Origin of the sequence: Terrabacter sp. Ter38 (assembly GCF_024519435.1) — a bacterium.
Lineage (GTDB): Bacteria > Actinomycetota > Actinomycetes > Actinomycetales > Dermatophilaceae > Terrabacter.
This window is the reverse complement of sequence record NZ_JALJRZ010000006.1, coordinates 127942-147433: the sequence shown is the minus strand read 5'-3', so window position 1 is coordinate 147433 and position 19492 is coordinate 127942. Positions and strand designations below refer to the sequence as shown.

Here is a 19492-nt window from a genome sequence, read left to right as displayed (position 1 = left end):
TGAGCCACATGACTGCACCGCGCACGACGCGACCCACGGCCCTCGTCACCGGCGCGAGCGCTGGCATCGGACACGAGTTCGCGCGGCAGCTCGCCGCCCGCCAGCACGACCTGGTCCTCGTCGCCCGCGACCGTGAGCGCCTCGACGCCGTCGCCGCCGAGCTGACGAGCACGTATGCCGTCACGGCCGAGGTGCTCGTCGCCGACCTCTCGGACCGGTCGGCGCTGCAGACGGTCGCCGACCGCGTGGCCGACCCCGGGCGTCCCGTCGACGTGCTCGTCAACAACGCCGGCTACGGCCAGCGCCGCAGCTTCCTGCGCAACGACGTCGCCGTGGAGGAGGCCGCCTTCGACGTGCTGACGCGGGCGGTGCTCGTCCTCTCGCACGCGGCCGGTGTCGCGATGCGAGAGCGCGGGCGGGGCCGCATCGTCAACGTCTCGTCGGTGGCCGGTTTCATCGCCTCCGGCTCCTACTCCGCGGCCAAGGCGTGGGTCACGACCTTCAGCGAGGGGCTCGCCGGCGAGCTCGCCGGGTCGGGGGTCACCGTGACGGCCCTGTGCCCCGGCTTCACCCACACCGAGTTCCAGCAGCGCGCGGGGATCAGCAAGCCCGGGCCCGACTTCATGTGGCTCGACCCGACGCGGCTCGTCTCCGACTGCCTGGACGACGTCGACAAGGGCCGGGTCGTCTCGGTCCCGGGCCTGCAGTACAAGGCGCTGGTCGGGCTGCTCCGCGTCGTGCCGCGCTCGCTCATCCGTCGGGGCCGCCTCGTCCGACGCTGATCGTCGGCGCTACTCCGGCTCCCAGGCGATCAGCCGGTCGATGACCCGTCGGTCGCCCTCGATCGTCAGTCCCTCCAGGGACCGGCGGCCGTAGAAGGCGGCAAGGACGATCTCGCTCGCCGTGGCGCTGACGCGGGCATCGACCGTCTCCCGGCCGTCGTTGGCAGCCCCCGGCCCGCCGGCCTCGGGCCGTCGTGCGATCCGCGCGCCGTCGGCGGAGACCCGCAGCCGCCACGAGCGACCCTCGGTCGCCTCGTAGTCGACGACGGCGGGCTCGTGCGGCCACGGGCTCGTCGTGGCGCAGCAGGTGAAGAGGAACTCCTCGACCCCGTCGAGGGCCACGTCGTCGGGTAGGGCCCGGGGGGCGCCGACCGTGAGCTGGGCGTCGTACGTGTGCACGGCGATCTCCTGGAGCTGGTGCCGGGCGACGGCGCCGCACGTCCGGGGCGACTGCGAGTCACCCCACCACGTCCAGCAGCCACGCTCGGGTCCCGCCTCGCGCAGCGCGTCGAGGAGCAGCCCGCTCGACGCCGCCAGCCAGGTGTCCAGGGCCTCGGGCTCCCGCGGCGCAGCCGCGTCGCCGTCCGTCGGCGGCCGGATCCGGGAGGTCGCCGCGGGCCCGGCGGCGACCGTGGCGGCCCAGGAGCGTCGCCCCTCGCCCACGTGGTGCACCAGGTCGCGGAGGGTCCACTCGGGACACGTCGGGACCGGCACGTCGAGCGTGGAGGCCATCGACACGGCGGAGCGGAAGGCCCGCGACCGCTCGTCGACGAGGCGCAGCAGGTCGGGGAACTCGGGAGCGCTCGTCACGCCGGATGTCTACCACCGGACCGCGCCCACCCGACAGCTCTTTTCCGGTCCGACGGCCGGCGACCTCCCCAGGGCTCTCGCCTCGTCGTCGAGATGCACCGGTGGCAGTTCGGGGGCGGCCCGACTGACGGGGGCCCTACGATGGAGCCTCGTGACCGACACTGACACCCCCGCTGCCCGTGCCCGCCTGCTCGAGATCATCCGGGAGAGGGCGATCGTCCACGGTCGCGTGACCCTCAGCTCGGGCAAGGAGGCCGACTACTACGTCGACCTGCGCCGCATCTCCCTCGACGGGGAGGCCGCGCCCCTCGTCGGGATCGTCATGCGCGAGCTGACCCGGGACCTGACGTATGCCGCCGTGGGTGGCCTGACGCTCGGCGCCGACCCCGTCGCGACCTCGATGCTGCACGCGGCCGCGGCCGCCGGTGAGCGCCTCGACGCCTTCGTCGTGCGCAAGGCCGGCAAGGCGCACGGCCTCCAGCAGCGCATCGAGGGGCCGTCGATCACCGGTCGACAGGTGCTCGTCGTCGAGGACACGACGACGACCGGTGCGTCGCCCCTCGCCGCCGTCGAGGCAGCCCGTGCGGACGGCGCCGAGGTCGTCGCCGTCGCCACCATCGCCGACCGCGCCACCGGCGCCGGCGACCGGATCACGGCCGAGGCGGGCGTGGAGTACCGCTACGCCTTCTCGCTCGAGGAGCTCGGGCTCGCCTGAGGCCCACCCGGGCGCCGCCCGACGTGGACCTCGAACCCTCCCCGCAGGGCCTCGACCGACGACGGTGGCGTGATCACCGTCGCGATGCCGACGCGGGGACGCTCGACGGGGACGGCGGCATACGTGTTGTCGCGCAGCCAGGGCAGCAGGCCCCCGCTGGTGACGACGGCCGGACCCGACCCCAGCAGCACGTAGGTGCCGTCGGGCAGGTCACCCCAGGCGTACGCGTGCAGCCGGCGGGTGCGGCGGCGCGCGTCCCAGCGCTCGTCGTGGAGCAGCCGGTCGAGGCCGGGGGCCGGCAGGCGGGTCGTGCGGTGCGCCACTGCGACGAGGTCGCGGAAGCGGCCGAAGTCGGCGCGACGGCACTCGGCACACGGACGATGCCCGGCCGCGAGCGCCAGCGCCTCGTCGAGGAAGAAGAGCGGCGTGTAGTGGCTGGGGTCCCACTGCCGCACCCGGCGGTCGCGGACGTCCAGCAGGCACGTGATCCACGCCCGTCCGACGTGGTGCCGGCGGACGTCGCGTGTGCCCGCGCCGTCGTGCAGCCGGCCCCGGTTGCCCATGAGGTCGCCGCGCCCGGGAGCCGCGACGACGGTGCCGAAGGGGTCGACCCGGTTGCGGGCCGGGGGGACGGTGCCGCTCACTCGAGCACCTCGAGGACGACGTCGGCCGGGTCGCCCTCCCCGAGACCCTCGGCGTGGCGCACCGCCTTCTTGACCGGCAGCACGTAGGCGCCGCGGCTCGCGTCCGGGAAGACGGACGTCGTCCACGTCGTGGCTCCGACGGTCGCCCGGACGCGCACGGAGCCGAAGCCGCGCGGCGGCCGCGGGACCTCGCGGATGCGCGCCGACGCGTCGGTGCCGACCGTCACGAAGAACCATCCCGTCTGCGCCTCCCAGCGCCACAGGTCGGCCGTGAACCGGAGCGTCGTCATGCGTCCACGCTAGGACCCGGCACCGACAGGAACCGGGGGAGCGGCGACCGCGTCGCACCCGCGACCCGGTCTGCACGCGTGCACCCCGCACTAGGATCGGCTCGACCGGCACACCGACCCGCCGCCCTCTATCGGGAGAACCCATGATCATCGTCTGGATCCTGCTCGGCCTCGTCGTGCTCCTCGCCGTCGTCGGCGTCGTCATGTACAACGGCCTCATCGGCCTGCGCAACAAGGTCGAGGAGGGCTGGCGCCAGATCGACGTCGAGCTGAAGCGTCGTCACGACCTCATCCCCAACCTCGTCGAGACGGTCAAGGGCTACGCGTCGCACGAGCGCGGCACGCTCGAGGAGGTCATGCAGGCCCGGTCCGCCGCCATGTCGGGCGCGTCGACGCCCGCCGCCTCGGCACAGGCCGAGGGTCAGCTGAGCCAGGCGCTCGGCCGCCTCATGGCCGTCGCCGAGGCCTACCCCGACCTCAAGGCCAACCAGAACTTCCTCGCCCTCCAGCAGGAGCTGACGAGCACCGAGGACCGCATCGCGAGCTCGCGCCGCTACTACAACGCCCTGGTGCGCGACCTCAACACCAAGGTCGAGTCCGTCCCCTCGAACATCGTCGCCAACATGGCCGGCGTCAAGCGCGCCGAGTACTTCGAGACCCCCGCGACCGAGGCCGTCGCCCCGAGCGTGTCGTTCGGGGGCGACAGCGCCGTCGGGGGCTCCGGCACCCCGGCCGTCTCGGCGTCCACCCAGCCCGGTGCCGTCGGCGGCTCGTCGACCCAGCCGGGTGGCGCGCCGGGCGCGCTGCCGCAGGCCCAGGCCCCCGGCGCCGCACAGCCCGACCCGACGTCCGACTCGGCCGGACCGGGCACGTCCGGCGCCTGACGGGGTGTCAGGGGCGTCAGCCCTTGACGTAGGAGAGCTTCTCGCAGACCTTGCCGTCGCGCAGGCGCACGAGGTCGATGCCGCGCACGTGACCGGGCGAGCCGTCGGGGGCAACCCAGGAGAAGCGCCAGCGCAGCACCCCCCGGTCGCCGGCGACGAAGGACTCCTCGGCCGTGAAGAGCGGGCTGCCCGTCTCGGTGAAGAGCGACTCCCACACCGAGCGCACGTCGGTCGCGCCCTCATGGCGTACGCCGTCCGGCGCCGGCCCCGTGGCCTCGAAGACGCAGTCGTCGGTCATGAGCGACATGATCGCGTCGACGTCGCCCCGGCCGAACGCCGCGACGAAGGCGGTGAAACCCGCGTGGTTCGGACCCCAGGCGCCGTCCCGTCCGAAGCGCGCGAGGAGGTCGGCCTGCGGGTCGCCACCGGACGGCATACGCGGTCCGACCGCCCCGCCGGAGCGGTAGGCCTCCTCCATGCGGTCGAACCACGTCGCCACGTCGGCGACGAGGCCCGGGTCGAGCGTGCGGTCCTGCCCGATCGCCGCCGCGAGGTCCCAGCCGTGCACGAGGTGGTCTGCCACGAGCTGGCGGACGTACTCGTCCATCGACTCCTCGCCGTAGGACAGCTGCACGGTGCCGTGCGAGGGGAGCGTCTCGGCGACGGCGCCGAGGGCCTCGGTCGCGGCTGACGCCGCGGCGTCCCGGGCGTCCTCACCTAGGAGGTCGCCGTCGAGCCGGCTGCCGACGTCGGCGATGCTGCGGCCGCGCATGAGCGGTGAGGTCCAGAGGTCCTCGCCCGTCACGTGGTTCACGAGGTCCCGCACCGTCCATTCGCTGCACGGCGTCGGCAGGCCCCACTGGTCGTCGGCCACCGAGGCGACCTGCTGCGTCCACCAGTGCACGCTGCGGCGGTAGGCACCGCCGACGTCGGACCCGGTGTCCGGGGTCTCGGTCGTTGTCTCCATGACGTCCTCCCATCGCCCCTGCAGCACCAGTGTGCTCCGGGCACGGGCGGCGCGTCAGGACTTCACGTCAAGGCGTGCGGGTAGGTCAGGAGGTGCGGTCGCTGCCCCTCGCGGCGTCGGAGATGTCGCCCGCCGCGTCGGCGGTCTCGGCGGCGAGGGCCTTGGCCCGGCGGCGGTGCTTGAGGAACTCGTAGACCATCGGCAGCAGCGAGACCGCGACGACGAGCAGGATCGCGACCTCGAGCTTGTCGGTGAGCCACGGGAAGGCCTGCCCGAGGAAGTAGCCGAGAAGGGTGATGCCGGCCGCCCACAGGACGGCGCCGACGGCGCTCCACGTGAAGAAGCGGCGGCGCTCCATCCGGCTGACGCCGGCGACGACGGTGATGTAGGTGCGCACGATCGGGACGAACCGCCCGATGACGAGGGCCTTGTTGCCGTGCCGGTCGAAGAAGTCCGTCGTCTGGTCGAAGTACTTCTTCTTGAGCACCTTGCCGTCGCGCGCATAGAGGGGTGTGCCGAGGGCCCGACCGATCTCGTAGCCGACGACGTTGCCGAGGAAGGCCGACGCGCACAGGATCACGATCGCCACGCCGAGGTTGACGTGCACCTGGCCGGTCGCGATGAACAGGCCCACCGCGAAGAGGAGGGAGTCGCCGGGCAGGATCGGGAAGAGGAGTCCGCACTCGATGAAGACGATGGCGACGGCGATCCAGAAGAAGGCCTCGCCGTACTGCTGGAGCAGGTAGGTGGGGTCCATCCACTTGGGGCCGAGGGCCGGCGCGATGGCCGGCAGGACGGAGGCGAGTGCGTGCATGGGTGACAGGGTATGCCGTGGGCCCGGGAGCGCCTGAATCCGCGCTGTCGGCGCGCTGTGGGGTCTCGAGCGGGTCTCGAAGGGATATCGATGGGACGACGTCCCTTCCGTCGGCGCGCGGACCCGGTTCACGATGGACGCGGGAGCGAAGGAGGAGTGGCGGCACCTGCCGGACACTCGGGGTCGTGGACGCTGCGGCGCCCACGACGGCGCGCGTGCCGTCCTCCTCCTGATCCCGTTGCGAGCGCGGCCGCGCCGTCAGGCGATGGGCAGGTCTGCGAGGTTCACGGCGGCCACGGCCACGGTCGCGATGGCGGCCACGACGAGCAGCAGGCGTGCCGGCCGGTAGCGGAAGCTCGACAGGACGCCGGAGAAGAAGAGCGCGACCGCGAGCAGGATCGTGTTGATGACGTAGTCGTGCGCCGTTTCCCCGGCCTGGAGCGCCTGCTTGCCCGAGGCGTCCGCCTTCGCGGTGGCCGCCTGGTAGGGCCCGAGCTGGGCGCCCATGTAGCTCGTGTCGTCGATGAGCCTCGTGGGGGTGCCTCCCGCCTTGATCTCGGCCTCCCAGCGGTCGATGACGGGGAGCAGCTCCTCGCGGATGAGGGTCGCGCGGTAGAAGCCGACGAGCGGGGTGTTCTTCGCCTGCACCGCCTGCGCGTACTGGGCGATCATGCTGCTGTCGTAGCTGACCTTCTGGGTCGCGACGCCGAACAGCCGGCTGGCCTCGACGCGCTGGTCGGTCGACGTGCTCGTCGCGGTGCTCTGCGCCCCGCTCCACTGGGACGCCTGGTAGCCGCACCAGGCCGTCCCGACCGTGGCGAGCCCGAGGACGAGCACCGTGACCATCTCGATGAGACGGTCGACGAAGGAGCCCTCGCGGTTCATTGCGGCTCAGTGCCCGGAGGCTGGTCGGCGGCCGCGGCGGCGCCCTGGGGAGCGGCAGGGTCCTCGCGGACCGTGAGCCCCATCCGCCCGGGACCGTAGCCAGGACGGCGACGGCCCACCTGGACGCCGTCCGAACGCTGCACGAGGTCGCGCCACAGGTCGGTCTCGCGGTAGCGCCAGGCGTCCTCGCGTGCGGTCGTGATCTCCTGCTCGAGCCGGCCGTCGTTCTGGGCCCGGGCGATCCGGGTGGCGGCCTCGGCCTCCTCGAGAGCGAGCTCGAACGTGGCGCGCACGGTGGCCTGGATGACCTCGCCCGTACGGCCGAGGTCGACCGGCCCGAGCACGAAGCCGGTGACGCGTAGCCCGTGCTCCTCGAGCGCGGCCGTGACGGCCTCCGCGAGCCTGGTCTCGGTGTCGGACCGGGCGCTCCCGAAGAGGGTCTCGACCGTGACGGCGGGGTCGCTCAGAGCGCGGCTGATCGCCCGACCACTCGCGTCCCGGACGAGTCCGTGGACGCCCTCGGGCCCGAACCGTTCGTGCACGGTGCGCAGCCGCTCGGGGACGATTGCGTAGCGCACCGTGTACGCGACGTCTGCCAGGGCCCGGTCCCCGAGGGCGCAGCTGAGGCTGGGTCCGGTGCGGTCGAGCTGCGACGCCGCAGACGAGGTGTCCTCGCCGGCTCGGTAGGCCATCTCCACCGACGGGTACTCCACGACCATCGTCTTGCGCAGGAGCGGCACCCAGTGCCGGCCGGGCGTCAGGGAGTGGTCGGTTGCCCGGCCGTTCTTGAGCACGAGGCCGAGGGCGCCGGCCGGCACCTTGATCATCGAGGCCGTGACGACCATCCACGCGAAGATCGCGAGGATCGGCACGAGGAGCACGACGAGGATCACGGTGGCGGCGGTGCTCATGACCGACTCCGGCCGGTCGCGGCGAGCGTGGTGACCGAGCCGGTCGCCGGGGTCGTGGAACGCATGGCAGGTCTCCTGTCGCCACCGGACCGCCCCGGTGGGTCGTCCGGCCGTTCGCCCGGTCGTTAGTCTTCCGGGCATCCGATGTGACACCAGACTGAACCGGAAGGGGACCCGTGGCATCGCCTGAAGGGGGTGAGACCCCGAACGGGCCGGACGCACCGAACGCCCCGGCCGTCGCCGTCGGGGTCGGCCCCTGGCCGGGACCGTGGCCGTCCGGCGACCACTGGGACCCCGAGCTGCTCGAGCACGGCGACCGGCGCAACGTCGTCGACGCCTACCGGTACTGGCGCCACGACGCGATCGTCACCGACCTCGACGCCCGGCGCCACGACTTCCACGTCGCCGTGGAGAACTGGGGCCACGACTTCAACATCGGGTCCGTCATCCGAACGGCGAACGCCATGGGCGCGCGGGCGTTCCACATCGTCGGCAAGCGGCGGTGGAACCGCCGCGGGGCCATGGTCACCGACCGCTACCAGCACGAGCACCACCACCCGGACGCCGCCTCGCTCGCCGCATGGGCGCGCGGCGAGGGGCTCGCCCTCGTCGGCGTCGACAACCTGCCCGGCTCGGTGCCCATCGAGACCTTCGAGCTGCCGCGCCGGTGCGTCCTCGTCTTCGGCCAGGAGGGCCCGGGGCTGTCCGAGCCGATGCGGGCCGTGTGCACGGCCGTGCTCCACATCGAGCAGTTCGGCTCCACCCGCTCGATCAACGCCGGCGCGGCCGCGGCGATCGCGATGCACGCCTGGGTGCGGCGGCACGTCTTCGACCAGCGCGTGTAGCTCAGCCCTGCGGGTCGCGACCGCGCCAGCGCAAGGGCTCCTCGGCATACTCCTCGACGACGTGGGCGGCGACGCCGACCGACCTCGCGACCTGGAAGACCACCTCGCCCGACTCGGCGGGCAGGCCGAGGGCGTGGAGCACGGCGGCGCTCGCGAGGTCGATGTTGGGCAGCGCTCCGGTGCGCTGGGCGACGAGTGCCGCCAGCGCGTCGACGCGCCGCCGCAGGGGGCTCGTGCCGCGCCGACGCCACAGGGCCTCGAGCACGACGTCGGCCCGCGGGTCGCCCTCGGGGTAGAGGAAGTGTCCGAAGCCGGCTACGACGCCCCGCTCACGCAGCGATCGCGCCACGAGCACGGCGGGGTCGACGCCCTCGGTGAGCAGCGCGTGGGCGGCGACGGGGGCCGCGCCGTGGAGCGGTCCGGCCATCGCGGCGTACGCGGCCGACAGGCAGTCGTGGAGCCCGGCCCGCGTCGAGGCGGCGACCCGCGCGGCGACGGTGGAGGCGGTGAGGCCGTGGTCGAGCAGGGCCACGAGCAGCACCCGGAGCACGGCGACGTCGCCGCGGGCCGTCGGGTCCCCGCCGAGGGCGGTCAGCGTCAGGGCCGTGAGGTCCCCGGGCCGGGCACGGGCCGACGGAGGGAGGGACGAGGCGCCGGCCAGGGCCACGGCGGCCCGGATCGTGGGCAGCGCCGCGTGCCTGACCCGTTCGGGGTCCGTGTCCGACGCGAAGGGGTCGGCCGCCGCGAGCAGCTGGACGGCCACCGGCATCCGCCGCTCGAGCGGCAGGCTCCTGAGGTCGACGTCGGCCGTGTCAGGCACCCCCGGGAAGGCTCGCGGGCTGGTCGTCCCCAGCACGACCGCTGCCGCCTCCTCGAGCGACCGCAGGGCGACGACGTCGCTGAGGGCCCGTCCGCGGTAGAAGAGCTCCCCTTCGGCCTGCCGACTCACAGCGGTGGCGATGCTCCGGAACCGCAGGACCGGCCGCGGCCCGCCCGGGGGACGGGTCGCCGAGGCCATGGCATCGATCTGCGCCCGGTCGAAGAGGCTCTCCTGCTGGCCCGACCGGCGCTCGCTCCGCAGCAGCCCGCGGCTGACGTACGCGTAGAGGGTCGCGCGCTTGACGCCGAGCCGCTGGGCGGCCTCCGTCGTCGTGATCCACGTGCCGCGTGCGGTCGTCACGTCGCCTCCGGAAGGGGCGGGCCGATGGGTTGATCGCGTCAACCGTTGACGCGATCAACATTGACGATGTTGATCAACATCGCTGAGAGTGACGAGTGAACCTGAAAGGAGGACCCCATGTCCACCACGTCCACCGACTTCATCACCGTCCCGAAGGGTCTCGCCAAGGTCGTCGTCGCCGACACCGAGCTCGGCGACGTCCGCGGCGACGAGGGCTTCTTCCACTACCGGCAGTACTCCGCCGTCGAGCTCGCCGCACAGGTCGGCTTCGAGCAGGCCTGGCACCTGCTCGAGCGCGGCCACCTGCCCGACGACGCAGAGCTGGCCGCCTTCACCGCGGACGTGGGGCGACGACGCGTCCTTCCGCCCGGTCTCGTCGACCTGCTCCCCGCCATCTGCGCGACGACCACCGACTCGCTCCAGGTGCTGCGCACGACGCTGTCCGCGTGGGGCGGCATCGCCGGCCTGCGTCCGCTCTACGACTGCGACGAGGACGAGAAGGCCGCGACAGCGCTGGCGGCCGTCGCCGTCACGCCGACGATCCTCGCGGCCGCGCACCGTCTCCACCACGGGCTCGAGCCGGTGCCGGCCGACCCGACGCTGGGCCACGCCGAGGACTACCTGCGCATGGTGACCGGGCGGCTGCCCTCGGCGCGAGACGTCCGCGCCGTCGAGCAGTACCTCGTCGCGACGATGGACCACGGCTTCAACGCCTCGACCTTCACCGCACGGGTCATCGCGAGCACCGGCGCCGACCTCGCGGCCTGCCTCGTCGGGGCCATCGGCTCCTTCTCCGGTCCCAAGCACGGCGGCGCGCCGAGCCGGGCGCTCGAGGCCCTCGACGAGATCGGCACCCTGGACCGGGCCGACGGCTGGGTGCGCGACCGCATCGCGTCCGGCGACCGGATCATGGGTTTCGGCCACGCCGTCTACCGCACGCGCGACCCGCGCTCGGAGATGCTCAAGCAGATCGCCGGCGGCTGGGACGACCCGCTCGTCGACCTCGCGGTCGGGGTCGAGGAGGCCATCGAGCGCGCGCTCGCCGAGCTGAAGCCGGGGCGCGAGCTCCATGCCAACGTCGAGTTCTACGCCGGCGTCGTCATGAAGCTCGCCGGGCTCGACCCGTCGATGTTCACGCCGACCTTCTGCGTCGCGCGCGTCGTCGGCTGGACGTCCAACGTCCTCGAGCAGAGCCGCGACCCGAAGATCATCCGGCCGGCCGCACGGTACGTCGGGCCGCCGCCGCCCCAGCGGGTGCCCACGGATGTCCGCGCTCCGCAACCGGCCTGACCCCGGAGGGCATCGAGCAGGCCCCGACGCATCCGGTTGCCGGGGCCTGCTCGGCGCGACCGGGGGAGCATCCGGTCGCTGGTGGTCGCCCGGAGCCCTCCGAACGTCAGGTCCACAGTAGGACAGAATCGGGGTCTCGGGTCGACGTTCAGGTCAGGACTCGACAAGGTGGTGTCAAGGAAGGGTAGGTATCGCGTCAGGAGGGGCTCGGGGTGTCAGGAACGTCGGCCGAATCGCCCCGTAATGCGGCATTCGTCCGGTTCTGGGTCGCCGATGCCGTCTCCAACCTCGGCACCTTCGTCTCGGCGCTCGCCCTCCAGCTGCTCCTCATCGAGACCCTTCACGCCGACCAGACCGAGCTCGGGATCGTCCGGGCGGCGACGTGGCTGCCGTACCTCCTCTTCGGCATGCTCGCCGGCGTCGTCGTCGACCGGGTGCGGCGCCGGCCGCTGCTCGTCGCGGCCGACGTGCTGTGCGCCCTGCTCGTCGGCACGATCGGGGTGCTCGCCCTGACCGGTCACCTGACGGTGCCGCTCGTCGCCGTCCTCGTCTTCTGCGCCGGCTCGGCCTCGATGTTCTTCAGCGCCGCCCACCTGTCGTTCCTGCCGACGGTCGTGCCGGAGACCCGCCTCGCCTCGGCGAACGCCCGGCTCGCCCAGACGTACGCCGCGACGCAGTCGCTCGGCCCGCTCATCGGCGGTGCGCTCGTGCGGCTGCTGTCCGCGCCCGTGGCGGTGCTCGTCGATGCCGTGTCGTATGCCGTGTCGGCCCTCGTGCTCCTGACCGTCCGCGTCCCGGAGCGGGCTCCCGAGCGCACGCCCGAGCGGCACGTGTGGCGCGAGCTGCGCGAGGGCGCGGCGTGGGTCTACCGGCACCCGGTGCTGCGCCCGTACGCCGTCTCGCTCCACCTCTGGTTCTTCGCCAACGCGATGGTCACGACGGTCCTCGTCTACTTCGCGACGACGGAGCTGCACCTCGACCCGCTGGCGGTCGGGCTCGTCCTCGCCGCGACCGGCGTGACCGGCGTCCTCGGAGCGGGCCTGTCCCCCCGACTCGGCCTGCGCTTCGGCACCGGCCGGGTGATCACGACGACGGAGTGGCTGAGCCCGGCGGCATACGCCCTCCTGCTGCTCGCCCAGCCCGGGCCGTATGCCATCGTGTGGCCGCTCGTCGCCAACGCGCTCTTCGGTCTGGCGATGGGGCTGCGGGATCCGCTCGACATGAGCTACCGCAACCTCGTGACGCCCGACCGGCTCCGGGGGCGGATGAACGCGACGATCCGGTCGCTCAACTGGGGCTCGATCGCCGTGGCGGCTCCCCTCGGAGGCCTCGTCGCCGCGACGTGGGGCAACCGGGTCGCCATCGCGATCGGGGTCGTCGGTCTCGCGGTCGCGGCCCTGCTGCTCTGGAGCTCGCCGTACCGTCACGTGACGGCGCCAGGGGAGCGCCCGGTGGAGGGGCCGGTGCAGGGTCCGGTGCAGGGCCGCGCCTGAGGTCAGTCCGCCGTGCGCAGGGCCTGCTTCCACGACGTCCGGCCGCGGGTCTGCATGAGCGACCGTCGGTAGACCTTCTCGCCGATGACGACGGTCACCGCGGAGAAGGCCGCCATGATCAGGAGGGACACGACGGGCTCCCACCAGGCTGCGTCGCCCGCGATGATCCGCCCCGGCATCGCCACGACGGACACGATCGGCACGAAGGAGGCGACCTTGAGGGCAGTGCCGCTCAGGGCGAAGCTCGCGAAGTAGACGAGCATGAGCAGGGTCGTCAGGGGCGAGGTCGTCGACTGGAGGTCCTCGGTGCGCGAGGCCAGCGCGCCCGCGACGGCGAAGAGGCAGGCCAGGGCGAAGAAGCCCACCGCGAAGAAGAGGATGAACCACACGACCGCGGTCGAGAGCGCGGGCAGCAGCGACGACCACTCGGTGAACGACACCGCCACGAGCCCGACCCCGGCGAAGAGCACCACCTGGCCCATCGCGATGACCGAGTTCCCGACGACCTTGCCGGCGAGCAGGGCGCGCAGCGGGATCGCCGTCGCGATGATCTCGACGAGGCGCGACTGCTTCTCCTCCACGACGCTCGCGGCGATCTGCTGGCCGAACATCAGGGCGCCCATGAAGAAGAGCAGCGCGAAGGCGAAGGTGGCGGCCTGCACGAAGCCGCGGTTCGTCGTCTGCCCGTCGAAGCGGTCGGCGCCCAGGGTCGCCCCGCGCTCGAGGGCCTCGACCGTCGTGCCGGCCGCAGCCGCGTTGCGGTCGAGCGCGGCGGCGCGGACGGCTCCCTCGAGGGGCGTCCGCAGCGACGACCCCACGTCGTCGCCGGACGTCAGCGTCCAGCCGGCCGGCGTCTCGTGCAGCCACGCGTCGACGTCGCCCCGGTCGACGGCGGCGTGCGCCGCGTCCTCGCCGGTGACGGTCGTCGGGGTGATGACGACGGTGTCACTCGTCGAGCGGGCTGTCGATGCGGCCTTCTCGACGAGGCGCGTGCCCTCGGCCGACGACACGGCGACGGTGTAGGTCGTCGTCTTTCCCGCCTGCCACGCCGAGAAGGCCGCGAAGCCGGCGATGAACACGAGCGTGAAGAGCGTGGAGAAGAGGAACGTGCGGTTCGTGACGCGGACGACGACCTCGCGCACGGCCACGATGAGCCACGGACGCCCGCTGCCGGGCGCCCGCTCGTCGGCGAGCTCGGCGAGCCCGGAGGCCTCGCTGCTGCCGACGCCCTCGCCGGTGGTGTCGGGGTCCGGTCGGTGCTGAAGCGTGGTCATGCCGTCACCTCACGGTAGATCTGGGCCAGGGTGGGTCGCTGCGGCGAGAACTCGTGCACCTCGCCGCGTCTCAGGGCCTCCTCGAGGAGGGTCCGTTCCGCGCCGTGCTCGACGATCTCGAGCAGGGCCGTGTGCCCCTCGACGTCCACGGCGTGCACGCCCCCGACGCCGCGCACCCAGCCCGCGTCGCCCGACAGGACGAGCCGGTGCCGCGACACGGAGGTGGAGCGGAGCTCGTCCGGGGAGCCCGACGCGACGACCCGACCCTTGGCGAGCACGACGAGGCGCTCGCAGAGCCGCTCGACGAGGTCGAGCTGGTGGGAGGAGAAGAGGACCGGCACCCCCTGCGTCGTGTGCTCGCGCAGCAGGTCGGCCATGTTGTCGACCGCGGCGGGGTCGAGCCCGCTGAACGGCTCGTCGAGCACGAGCGCCCGGGGACGGCCCATGAGCGCGGCGATGATCTGGACCCGCTGCTGGTTGCCGAGGGAGAGCTTCTCGACGTGGTCCTTGGCGCGCTCGGCGAGACCGAGGCGCTCGAGGTGGGCCGTGACCGAGGACCGGGCCACCGAGGTGCTGAGCCCCCGGAGCCGTCCGAGGTAGACGAGCTGGTCGAGCACCCCCTGCTTGGGGTAGAGCCCCCGCTCCTCCGGCATGTAGCCGAACTGGCGCCGGTCGAGAGCGGTGATCGGGCGACCGTCCCAGAGCACCTCGCCACCGCTGGGCGACAGGACCCCCATGACCATGCGCATCGTCGTCGTCTTCCCGGCACCGTTGCCGCCGACGAAGCCGGTCAGCCGGCCGGCCCCGACCGTGAAGCTGATGTCGTCGACGGCGCGGATCTCGCCGAAGGTGCGGCTCAGGTGCCGCAGCTCGATGTCGGCCGTGGCGCGCGGTCTGGTCAGGCGGTCCCCGTGTTCGCTCATGCCATCCACGCTAGGCCGCAGGGGGGTGCACGGGATCAGCCGCTCGGTTGATCCTCCGGGTCCCCCCGGAGGATGAGACCGGCCTCGTAGGCCAGCACGACCGCCTGGACGCGGTCGCGCAGGTGCAGCTTGGCGAAGACGTTGGACAGGTGCGTCTTGACCGTCGCCTCACCGACGAAGAGCCGACCGGCGATCTCGGCGTTGGAGAGGCCCCGACCCACGAGACCGAGCACCTCGAGCTCCCGGGGCGTCAGGTCGTCGAGCCGCGGGTCCCGCTCGGCCCGCCGTGGGGCGCCCCGAGCGTCGGCGAGCGGCCCGCTCGTCATCTGCTCGATGACCCGCCGGGTCACCTCCGGAGCGAGCAGGGCGTGGCCACCCGAGACGGCCCTCACCGCCTCGATGAGGTGGTCGGCGTCGGCGTTCTTGAGCAGGAAGCCGCTCGCCCCGGCGGCGAGGCCGGCGAAGACGTAGTCGTCCCGGTCGAAGGTCGTGAGGATGACGACCCTGGCCAGGTCGTCGGCGACGATGCGCCGGGTCGCCTCGATGCCGTCCATGAGCGGCATCTGCACGTCCATGAGCACGACGTCGGGTCGCAGCTCACGGGTGAGCCGCACCGCCTCCTCGCCGTCGCTCGCCTGCCCGATGACCTCGATGTCGTCCTCCACCGAGAGGATGAGCGAGAAGCCGGACCGGACGAGCAGCTGGTCGTCGACGAGCAGGACGCGGACGGGCGCGCTCACGGCGCCTCCTCGGGCAGCGGCATACGCACGCGCACCCGGTAGCCGCCGGTGACCCGGGGCCCGATCTCGCTCACCCCGCCGTGCGTCGCGAGACGCTCGCGGACGCCGAGGAGCCCGAGCCCGGTCCCCGACGTGCCCGACCGCGGCCGCCCGCCGTCGAGCACCTCGACCTCGGCGTAGCCGTGCGCGAAACCGTGCTCCGGTCGTCGGTCCACGCGGACGAAGACCGTCGCAGATGCGGCTGTCGAGTGCCGGCGCACGTTGGCCAGCGCCTCCTGCGCGGTGCGGTAGAGGGAGAGCCCCAGCGGTGCCGGGACGGAGGCGGCCGCGCCGGGCACGTCCTCGACGACGTGGCACTCGACCTCGAGACCCTGGGTCGCGGCCTCTCGGGCCAGAGTCGTCACGTCCGCGAGCCCGGGCTCGGGCGCCCGGGTGCGACCCCCGGGTCCCGACCCGTCCGAGGTCCCCTCGTGGTCGTCGGCGCGCAGCGTGCCGAGCAGCCCTCGCATCTGGGCCACCGCGTCGCGCGACGACGTCTCGACCGAGCGCAGGGCGCCCTCGGCGGCATCGGGGTCGCGGCGGAGCACGCGACGGGCCGCAGCGGCCTGGATCCCGATGACCGAGACGTGGTGGGCGACGACGTCGTGGAGCTCGCGGGCGATCCGCAGCCGCTCCTCGACGACGGCCTGCCGCTGGAGGCTCGTGGCCTGGGCGTCGATGGTCCGTGCCTGGGCGGCGAGCCGCTCGCGCTGGAGCGCGGCGCGCCAGGCGGCCTGGCCGCCGATGATGGCGCCGCCGAAGTAGAAGACGTTGATGAGCAGCGTGTAGACGACGTAGGCGCCGGCCGGGCTGAAGAGGCCCTGGTGGACGAGGGGCTCGTCGCCGCGGCTCATCGCCTCCTCGACGCCGCTGCCCACCGCGAGCTGCCAGGCGAGCCAGCCGAACATCAGCAGCACGACACCGGCCACGACCCCGAGCATCGCCTGCCGGTCACGTGCCCAGGCGACGCCGGTGAAGAGGGCGAGGAAGTAGACGACCTGCATCGGCATCGACACCGCGACCGCCGGCATGAGCAGGCCGAAGACGAAGAGGTGCAGCGACAGCCCGGCCGCGACGAGCAGTGGCCACCGGTGGCGCCAGATGAGGGGGAGCGTGCCGAGGGCCACGGCGACGTGCGGCCAGACCCACGAGTCCTGCTGCGCGCCGAGTGAGTCGATGCTCCGCAGCAGCTCGACGCCGAGCGACCCCGCGACGAGGAAGCCGAGGGCGACCCAGAGGTCGGCGCGCCGCTGGCGCGGCGAGTCGTCGGGCACCCGCTCCCAGTCGGTGTCGACACCGAAGTAGGCCCTCACCCGCGCCACGAGGGCAGTCCACCGGCCGTCCATGGGGATCAGCCTAGGCAGACCGGTGCCCGCGCCGGTTCCCCCTCGAGGTGGAGGGCGTGGCGGCGGTAGGTTCGGGCGCATGGGTGTCTCCTCCTCCGTCCTCGACGTCCCGACGATGCGCTCCCGGCTCGACCGGCTGCGACACCACGCGGCAGATGCAGGCGTCGCGGCGACCGTCGTGTCACCCGGCTCCGACCTGCGCTACCTCACCGGCATCGCGGGCTCGTCCTTCGAGCGACTCACGGCCCTCGTCGTCCCGAGCGACGCCGCGGTCGCCCCCGTCTTCGTCTCGCCGGCGCTCGAGTACGCCGGCCTCGGCCACGTGCCGCTCGGCGAGCTCGGCGTCGAGGTGCGCACGTGGGTCGACGGCGAGGACCCCTACGCCCTGGCGCTCGGCGGCCTGCCGAGCGGTCGCGTCGCGGTGTCCGACATGACGCCGGCGCTGCACCTGCTGCGGCTTCGCGACGCGGGGGCCGGCGACCAGCAGCTCGCCGGGCCTGTCCTGCGCGAGCTGCGGATGCGCAAGGACGCAGCCGAGCTCGCGGAGCTGCGTTCGGCCGGAGCCGCGATCGACCGCGTGCACGCACGGGTCGGCGAGTGGCTCCGGGCTGGTCGCACCGAGGCTGACGTGGCTGCCGACATTGCCGCTGCGATCGTCGAGGAAGGCCACGCCACAGCCGAATTCGTCATCGTGGGGTCGGGTCCGAACGGCGCCAGCCCGCACCACTCCGTCAGCGAGCGCGTCATCGAGGACGGCGACGTCGTCGTCGTCGACATCGGCGGCCCGCTGCCCTCGGGCTACGGTTCCGACAGCACGCGCACGTATGCCGTCGGGTCGCCTCGCGAGCCCGACGTGGCCCTGGCGTATGCCGCGCTGCAGGCGGCACAGCAGGCGTCCGTCGCGTCCGTGCGCCCCGGAGTCACGTGCGAGCAGATCGACCGGGCGGCCCGAGACGTGCTCGCGGAGGCCGGCCTCGCCGAGCACTTCATCCACCGCACCGGCCACGGCATCGGCCTCGACGGCCACGAGGAGCCCTACATCGTCGCGGGCAACGACCTCCCGGTCGAAGCCGGCATGACCTTCAGCATCGAGCCGGGCGTCTACCTCGCGGGCCGTTGGGGTGCCCGGATCGAGGACATCGTCGCGGTGACCGACGACGGCGTCGAGCGCTTCAACACGAGGCCGACCGACCTCGTCGTCCTCTGACCCGTCCCGCTCGAGTGAGCGTCCCAGGACGTCAGGAGTCGAAGCCGACCCCGATCCGGTCGAGCGTGCGGAGCCACAGGTTGCGCCGGCCGGTGCGGTCCTCGGCCGCGAGCGAGGACCGCGTGGCCCGCACCGTGGCATAGCGGATCGGCTCGGGAGGGAAGGGGATCGGCTTGCGCCGCACCATCCCGAGGCGGGTGCGCTCGGTGTCCTTGCCGTCGACGAGGTCGAGGGCGACGGCCGCACCGAAGCGGGTCGAGGCGACGCCCAGCCCGGTGTAGCCGACGGCGTACGCCATCCGTCCTCCGAGCGCCGTGCCGAAGACCGGCGTGAAGCGCGACGTCGTGTCGATGACACCGGCCCAGCGGTGCGTGAAGCGGATGCCCTCGAGCTGAGGGAAGAGGTCGAGGAAGTGGTCGGCGAGCAGCCCGTGGGAGGCGTCCGACTGCTCGAGCACGGGGTCGATGCGTCCGGGGAAGTGGTAGTTCGCGTCGTAGCCTCCGAAGAGCACCCGGTCGTCGAGCGTCCTTCTGTAGTAGTGGAACTGGTTGCCCGCGTCGGTCAGTCCCTCGCGCCCCTTCCAGCCGATGGCGTCGAGCTGGGCCGGCGTCAGGGGCTCGGTCATGAGGACGTGGTCGTAGACGGGGAGCACCCACGCACTGAAGCGCCTGAGCACCCCCTGCGACGCGTTCGTGCCGATGACGACGCGTCGCGCGTGGATCGAGCCGTCGTCGAGCGTCACCCTCACGCCGTCGCCCTCGGTGTCGAATCCCGTGGCGCGCGTGTGCTCGTGGAGCCGCACGCCGAGCGACTCGGCCGCGCGGGCCAACCCCCAGACGAGGCGCGCGGGGTCGACCAGCGCGACCTCCGGGTCGTACATGCCGGCGAGGTAGCGCGGCGAGTCGACGCGGGCCCGCGCCTGCTCGGCGTCGAGGAGCTCGACCGGGACGCCGTGCGCCCGGTGCAGCTCGAACGACGCACGGACGGAGGGGATCTGGTGCTCGGTCAGGGCCAGGGTCAGCTCGCCGGGCACGTGGTGGTCGGCGTCGATGCCGTATGCCGTCAGCGTCCTCTCGATGCCCGCGACGTTCTCGGCCGCGAGCCGGTCGAGGGCCTCCATCTCGTCGGGCCAGCAGCCGACGCCCTGGGCGAGACCATGGGTCAGCGACGGCGCCATGAAGCCGCCGTTGCGGCCGGAGGCGCCATCGGCCAGGCGCCCGGCCTCGACGACCACGACGTCACGCGCCGGGTCGGCCTCCTTGGCCTGGATCGCGGCCCACAGCCCGGTGAACCCGCCGCCGACGACGAGCAGGTCGGTGCGTGGTGCCGCGCCCGTCAAGGCCGCCCGCGGGTCGGGCCGCTCGGGACGGTCGGTCCAGAAGGGGACGGGCCGGGCGTCGGCGAGGGCGACGGCGGCTCGGGGCGACAGCGGGGAAACAGGCATGACGAGACG

Annotated in this window: 20 protein-coding genes; 7 read left to right on the top strand and 13 right to left on the bottom strand. The window is 73.2% G+C overall.

The window, feature by feature from the left end:
* Positions 1-8 precede the first annotated feature (8 nt).
* Entirely contained in the window at positions 9-782 is a 774-nt protein-coding gene (locus NR112_RS13950; protein ID WP_256794908.1) for an SDR family oxidoreductase, read from the top strand.
* A gap of 9 nt (positions 783-791) precedes the next feature.
* Here NR112_RS13950 and NR112_RS13945 read toward each other — a convergent pair whose 3' ends face one another.
* Positions 792-1592, bottom strand: a complete 801-nt coding sequence (locus NR112_RS13945; RefSeq protein WP_256794907.1) for a maleylpyruvate isomerase N-terminal domain-containing protein — start codon at positions 1590-1592, stop codon at positions 792-794.
* Between the two features lie 151 nt (positions 1593-1743).
* On the opposite strand from NR112_RS13945, the gene NR112_RS13940 reads away from it, so the two are divergent.
* Positions 1744-2307: an orotate phosphoribosyltransferase gene (locus tag NR112_RS13940; protein ID WP_256794906.1), complete on the top strand. Its 564-nt coding sequence runs from the start codon at positions 1744-1746 to the stop codon at positions 2305-2307.
* Here the strand turns inward: NR112_RS13940 and NR112_RS13935 are convergent.
* The gene (locus NR112_RS13935) at positions 2271-2951 is read right to left on the bottom strand and encodes a hypothetical protein (protein ID WP_256794905.1); all 681 of its coding nucleotides are present in this window, start codon (positions 2949-2951) and stop codon (positions 2271-2273) included. The two genes, NR112_RS13940 and NR112_RS13935, sit on opposite strands and share 37 nt — an antisense overlap.
* Positions 2948-3241, bottom strand: a complete 294-nt coding sequence (locus NR112_RS13930; protein WP_256794904.1) for a DUF1905 domain-containing protein — start codon at positions 3239-3241, stop codon at positions 2948-2950. Before NR112_RS13930 ends, NR112_RS13935 begins: the two co-directional genes overlap by 4 nt.
* A gap of 143 nt (positions 3242-3384) precedes the next feature.
* On the opposite strand from NR112_RS13930, the gene NR112_RS13925 reads away from it, so the two are divergent.
* Positions 3385-4125, top strand: a complete 741-nt coding sequence (locus NR112_RS13925) for a LemA family protein (RefSeq protein WP_256794903.1) — start codon at positions 3385-3387, stop codon at positions 4123-4125.
* A 16-nt stretch (positions 4126-4141) separates the two neighbouring features.
* Here NR112_RS13925 and NR112_RS13920 read toward each other — a convergent pair whose 3' ends face one another.
* The 4 genes from NR112_RS13920 to NR112_RS13905 all read right to left on the bottom strand — a co-directional run bounded on the left by NR112_RS13920 (position 4142) and on the right by NR112_RS13905 (position 7702).
* Positions 4142-5092 carry a TIGR03086 family metal-binding protein gene (locus NR112_RS13920; protein ID WP_256794902.1) on the bottom strand — a complete coding sequence of 317 codons (951 nt, stop codon included), beginning with the start codon at positions 5090-5092 and terminating at the stop codon, positions 4142-4144.
* A gap of 85 nt (positions 5093-5177) precedes the next feature.
* Complete coding sequence (locus NR112_RS13915; protein WP_256794901.1) at positions 5178-5906, bottom strand: DedA family protein; 729 nt, start codon at positions 5904-5906, stop codon at positions 5178-5180.
* A 258-nt stretch (positions 5907-6164) separates the two neighbouring features.
* Positions 6165-6791, bottom strand: coding sequence for a hypothetical protein (locus NR112_RS13910; RefSeq protein ID WP_256794900.1), 627 nt, complete (start codon positions 6789-6791; stop codon positions 6165-6167).
* The gene (locus NR112_RS13905; protein ID WP_256794899.1) at positions 6788-7702 is read right to left on the bottom strand and encodes an SPFH domain-containing protein; all 915 of its coding nucleotides are present in this window, start codon (positions 7700-7702) and stop codon (positions 6788-6790) included. The genes NR112_RS13910 and NR112_RS13905 overlap by 4 nt, the downstream gene beginning before the upstream one ends.
* A 176-nt stretch (positions 7703-7878) precedes the next feature.
* On the opposite strand from NR112_RS13905, the gene NR112_RS13900 reads away from it, so the two are divergent.
* The gene (locus NR112_RS13900) at positions 7879-8547 is read left to right on the top strand and encodes a TrmH family RNA methyltransferase (protein WP_256794898.1); all 669 of its coding nucleotides are present in this window, start codon (positions 7879-7881) and stop codon (positions 8545-8547) included.
* Between the two features lies 1 nt (position 8548).
* On the opposite strand, the gene NR112_RS13895 is transcribed toward NR112_RS13900, so the two are convergent.
* Positions 8549-9727 (bottom strand): citrate/2-methylcitrate synthase, encoded by a 1179-nt coding sequence (locus NR112_RS13895; RefSeq protein WP_256794897.1) that lies wholly within the window; start codon positions 9725-9727, stop codon positions 8549-8551.
* A 117-nt stretch (positions 9728-9844) separates the two neighbouring features.
* On the opposite strand from NR112_RS13895, the gene NR112_RS13890 reads away from it, so the two are divergent.
* Both NR112_RS13890 and NR112_RS13885 read left to right on the top strand, forming a co-directional pair.
* A complete protein-coding gene (locus NR112_RS13890; protein WP_256794896.1) occupies positions 9845-11017 on the top strand; it encodes a citrate/2-methylcitrate synthase in 1173 nt (390 codons plus the stop codon).
* A 212-nt stretch (positions 11018-11229) separates the two neighbouring features.
* The gene (locus NR112_RS13885; protein WP_256794895.1) at positions 11230-12510 is read left to right on the top strand and encodes an MFS transporter; all 1281 of its coding nucleotides are present in this window, start codon (positions 11230-11232) and stop codon (positions 12508-12510) included.
* 2 nt (positions 12511-12512) lie between these two features.
* Here NR112_RS13885 and NR112_RS13880 read toward each other — a convergent pair whose 3' ends face one another.
* From NR112_RS13880 to NR112_RS13865, 4 genes are read right to left on the bottom strand one after another with little or no spacing between them, the layout of a single operon-like run.
* A complete protein-coding gene (locus NR112_RS13880) occupies positions 12513-13784 on the bottom strand; it encodes an ABC transporter permease (protein ID WP_256794894.1) in 1272 nt (423 codons plus the stop codon).
* On the bottom strand, positions 13781-14707 hold the full coding sequence (locus NR112_RS13875; protein WP_256794893.1) for an ABC transporter ATP-binding protein: 927 nt from the start codon (positions 14705-14707) through the stop codon (positions 13781-13783). The genes NR112_RS13880 and NR112_RS13875 overlap by 4 nt, the downstream gene beginning before the upstream one ends.
* Before the next feature lie 35 nt (positions 14708-14742).
* Positions 14743-15447 (bottom strand): response regulator transcription factor, encoded by a 705-nt coding sequence (locus tag NR112_RS13870; protein ID WP_256794892.1) that lies wholly within the window; start codon positions 15445-15447, stop codon positions 14743-14745.
* The gene (locus tag NR112_RS13865) at positions 15444-16832 is read right to left on the bottom strand and encodes a sensor histidine kinase (RefSeq protein WP_256794891.1); all 1389 of its coding nucleotides are present in this window, start codon (positions 16830-16832) and stop codon (positions 15444-15446) included. Before NR112_RS13865 ends, NR112_RS13870 begins: the two co-directional genes overlap by 4 nt.
* A gap of 79 nt (positions 16833-16911) precedes the next feature.
* Between NR112_RS13865 and NR112_RS13860 the strand changes: the two genes are divergently transcribed.
* Positions 16912-18039, top strand: a complete 1128-nt coding sequence (locus NR112_RS13860) for a Xaa-Pro peptidase family protein (RefSeq protein WP_256794890.1) — start codon at positions 16912-16914, stop codon at positions 18037-18039.
* A 31-nt stretch (positions 18040-18070) separates the two neighbouring features.
* Here the strand turns inward: NR112_RS13860 and NR112_RS13855 are convergent, their stop codons facing one another.
* Positions 18071-19483: an FAD-binding oxidoreductase gene (locus NR112_RS13855; RefSeq protein ID WP_256794889.1), complete on the bottom strand. Its 1413-nt coding sequence runs from the start codon at positions 19481-19483 to the stop codon at positions 18071-18073.
* Positions 19484-19492 lie beyond the last annotated feature (9 nt).

Bases quoted from the DNA above. Each gene is read 5' to 3' on its own strand.
- NR112_RS13950 (WP_256794908.1), top strand. From the start codon at position 9: ATGACTGCACCGCGCACGACGCGACCCACGGCCCTCGTCACCGGCGCG.
- NR112_RS13930 (WP_256794904.1), bottom strand. From the start codon at position 3,241: ATGACGACGCTCCGGTTCACGGCCGACCTGTGGCGCTGGGAGGCGCAG.
- NR112_RS13925 (WP_256794903.1), top strand. From the start codon at position 3,385: ATGATCATCGTCTGGATCCTGCTCGGCCTCGTCGTGCTCCTCGCCGTC.
- NR112_RS13920 (WP_256794902.1), bottom strand. From the start codon at position 5,092: ATGGAGACAACGACCGAGACCCCGGACACCGGGTCCGACGTCGGCGGT.
- NR112_RS13915 (WP_256794901.1), bottom strand. From the start codon at position 5,906: ATGCACGCACTCGCCTCCGTCCTGCCGGCCATCGCGCCGGCCCTCGGC.
- NR112_RS13910 (WP_256794900.1), bottom strand. From the start codon at position 6,791: ATGAACCGCGAGGGCTCCTTCGTCGACCGTCTCATCGAGATGGTCACG.
- NR112_RS13905 (WP_256794899.1), bottom strand. From the start codon at position 7,702: ATGAGCACCGCCGCCACCGTGATCCTCGTCGTGCTCCTCGTGCCGATC.
- NR112_RS13890 (WP_256794896.1), top strand. From the start codon at position 9,845: ATGTCCACCACGTCCACCGACTTCATCACCGTCCCGAAGGGTCTCGCC.
- NR112_RS13880 (WP_256794894.1), bottom strand. From the start codon at position 13,784: ATGACCACGCTTCAGCACCGACCGGACCCCGACACCACCGGCGAGGGC.
- NR112_RS13875 (WP_256794893.1), bottom strand. From the start codon at position 14,707: ATGAGCGAACACGGGGACCGCCTGACCAGACCGCGCGCCACGGCCGAC.
- NR112_RS13865 (WP_256794891.1), bottom strand. From the start codon at position 16,832: ATGGACGGCCGGTGGACTGCCCTCGTGGCGCGGGTGAGGGCCTACTTC.
- NR112_RS13860 (WP_256794890.1), top strand. From the start codon at position 16,912: ATGGGTGTCTCCTCCTCCGTCCTCGACGTCCCGACGATGCGCTCCCGG.
- NR112_RS13855 (WP_256794889.1), bottom strand. From the start codon at position 19,483: ATGCCTGTTTCCCCGCTGTCGCCCCGAGCCGCCGTCGCCCTCGCCGAC.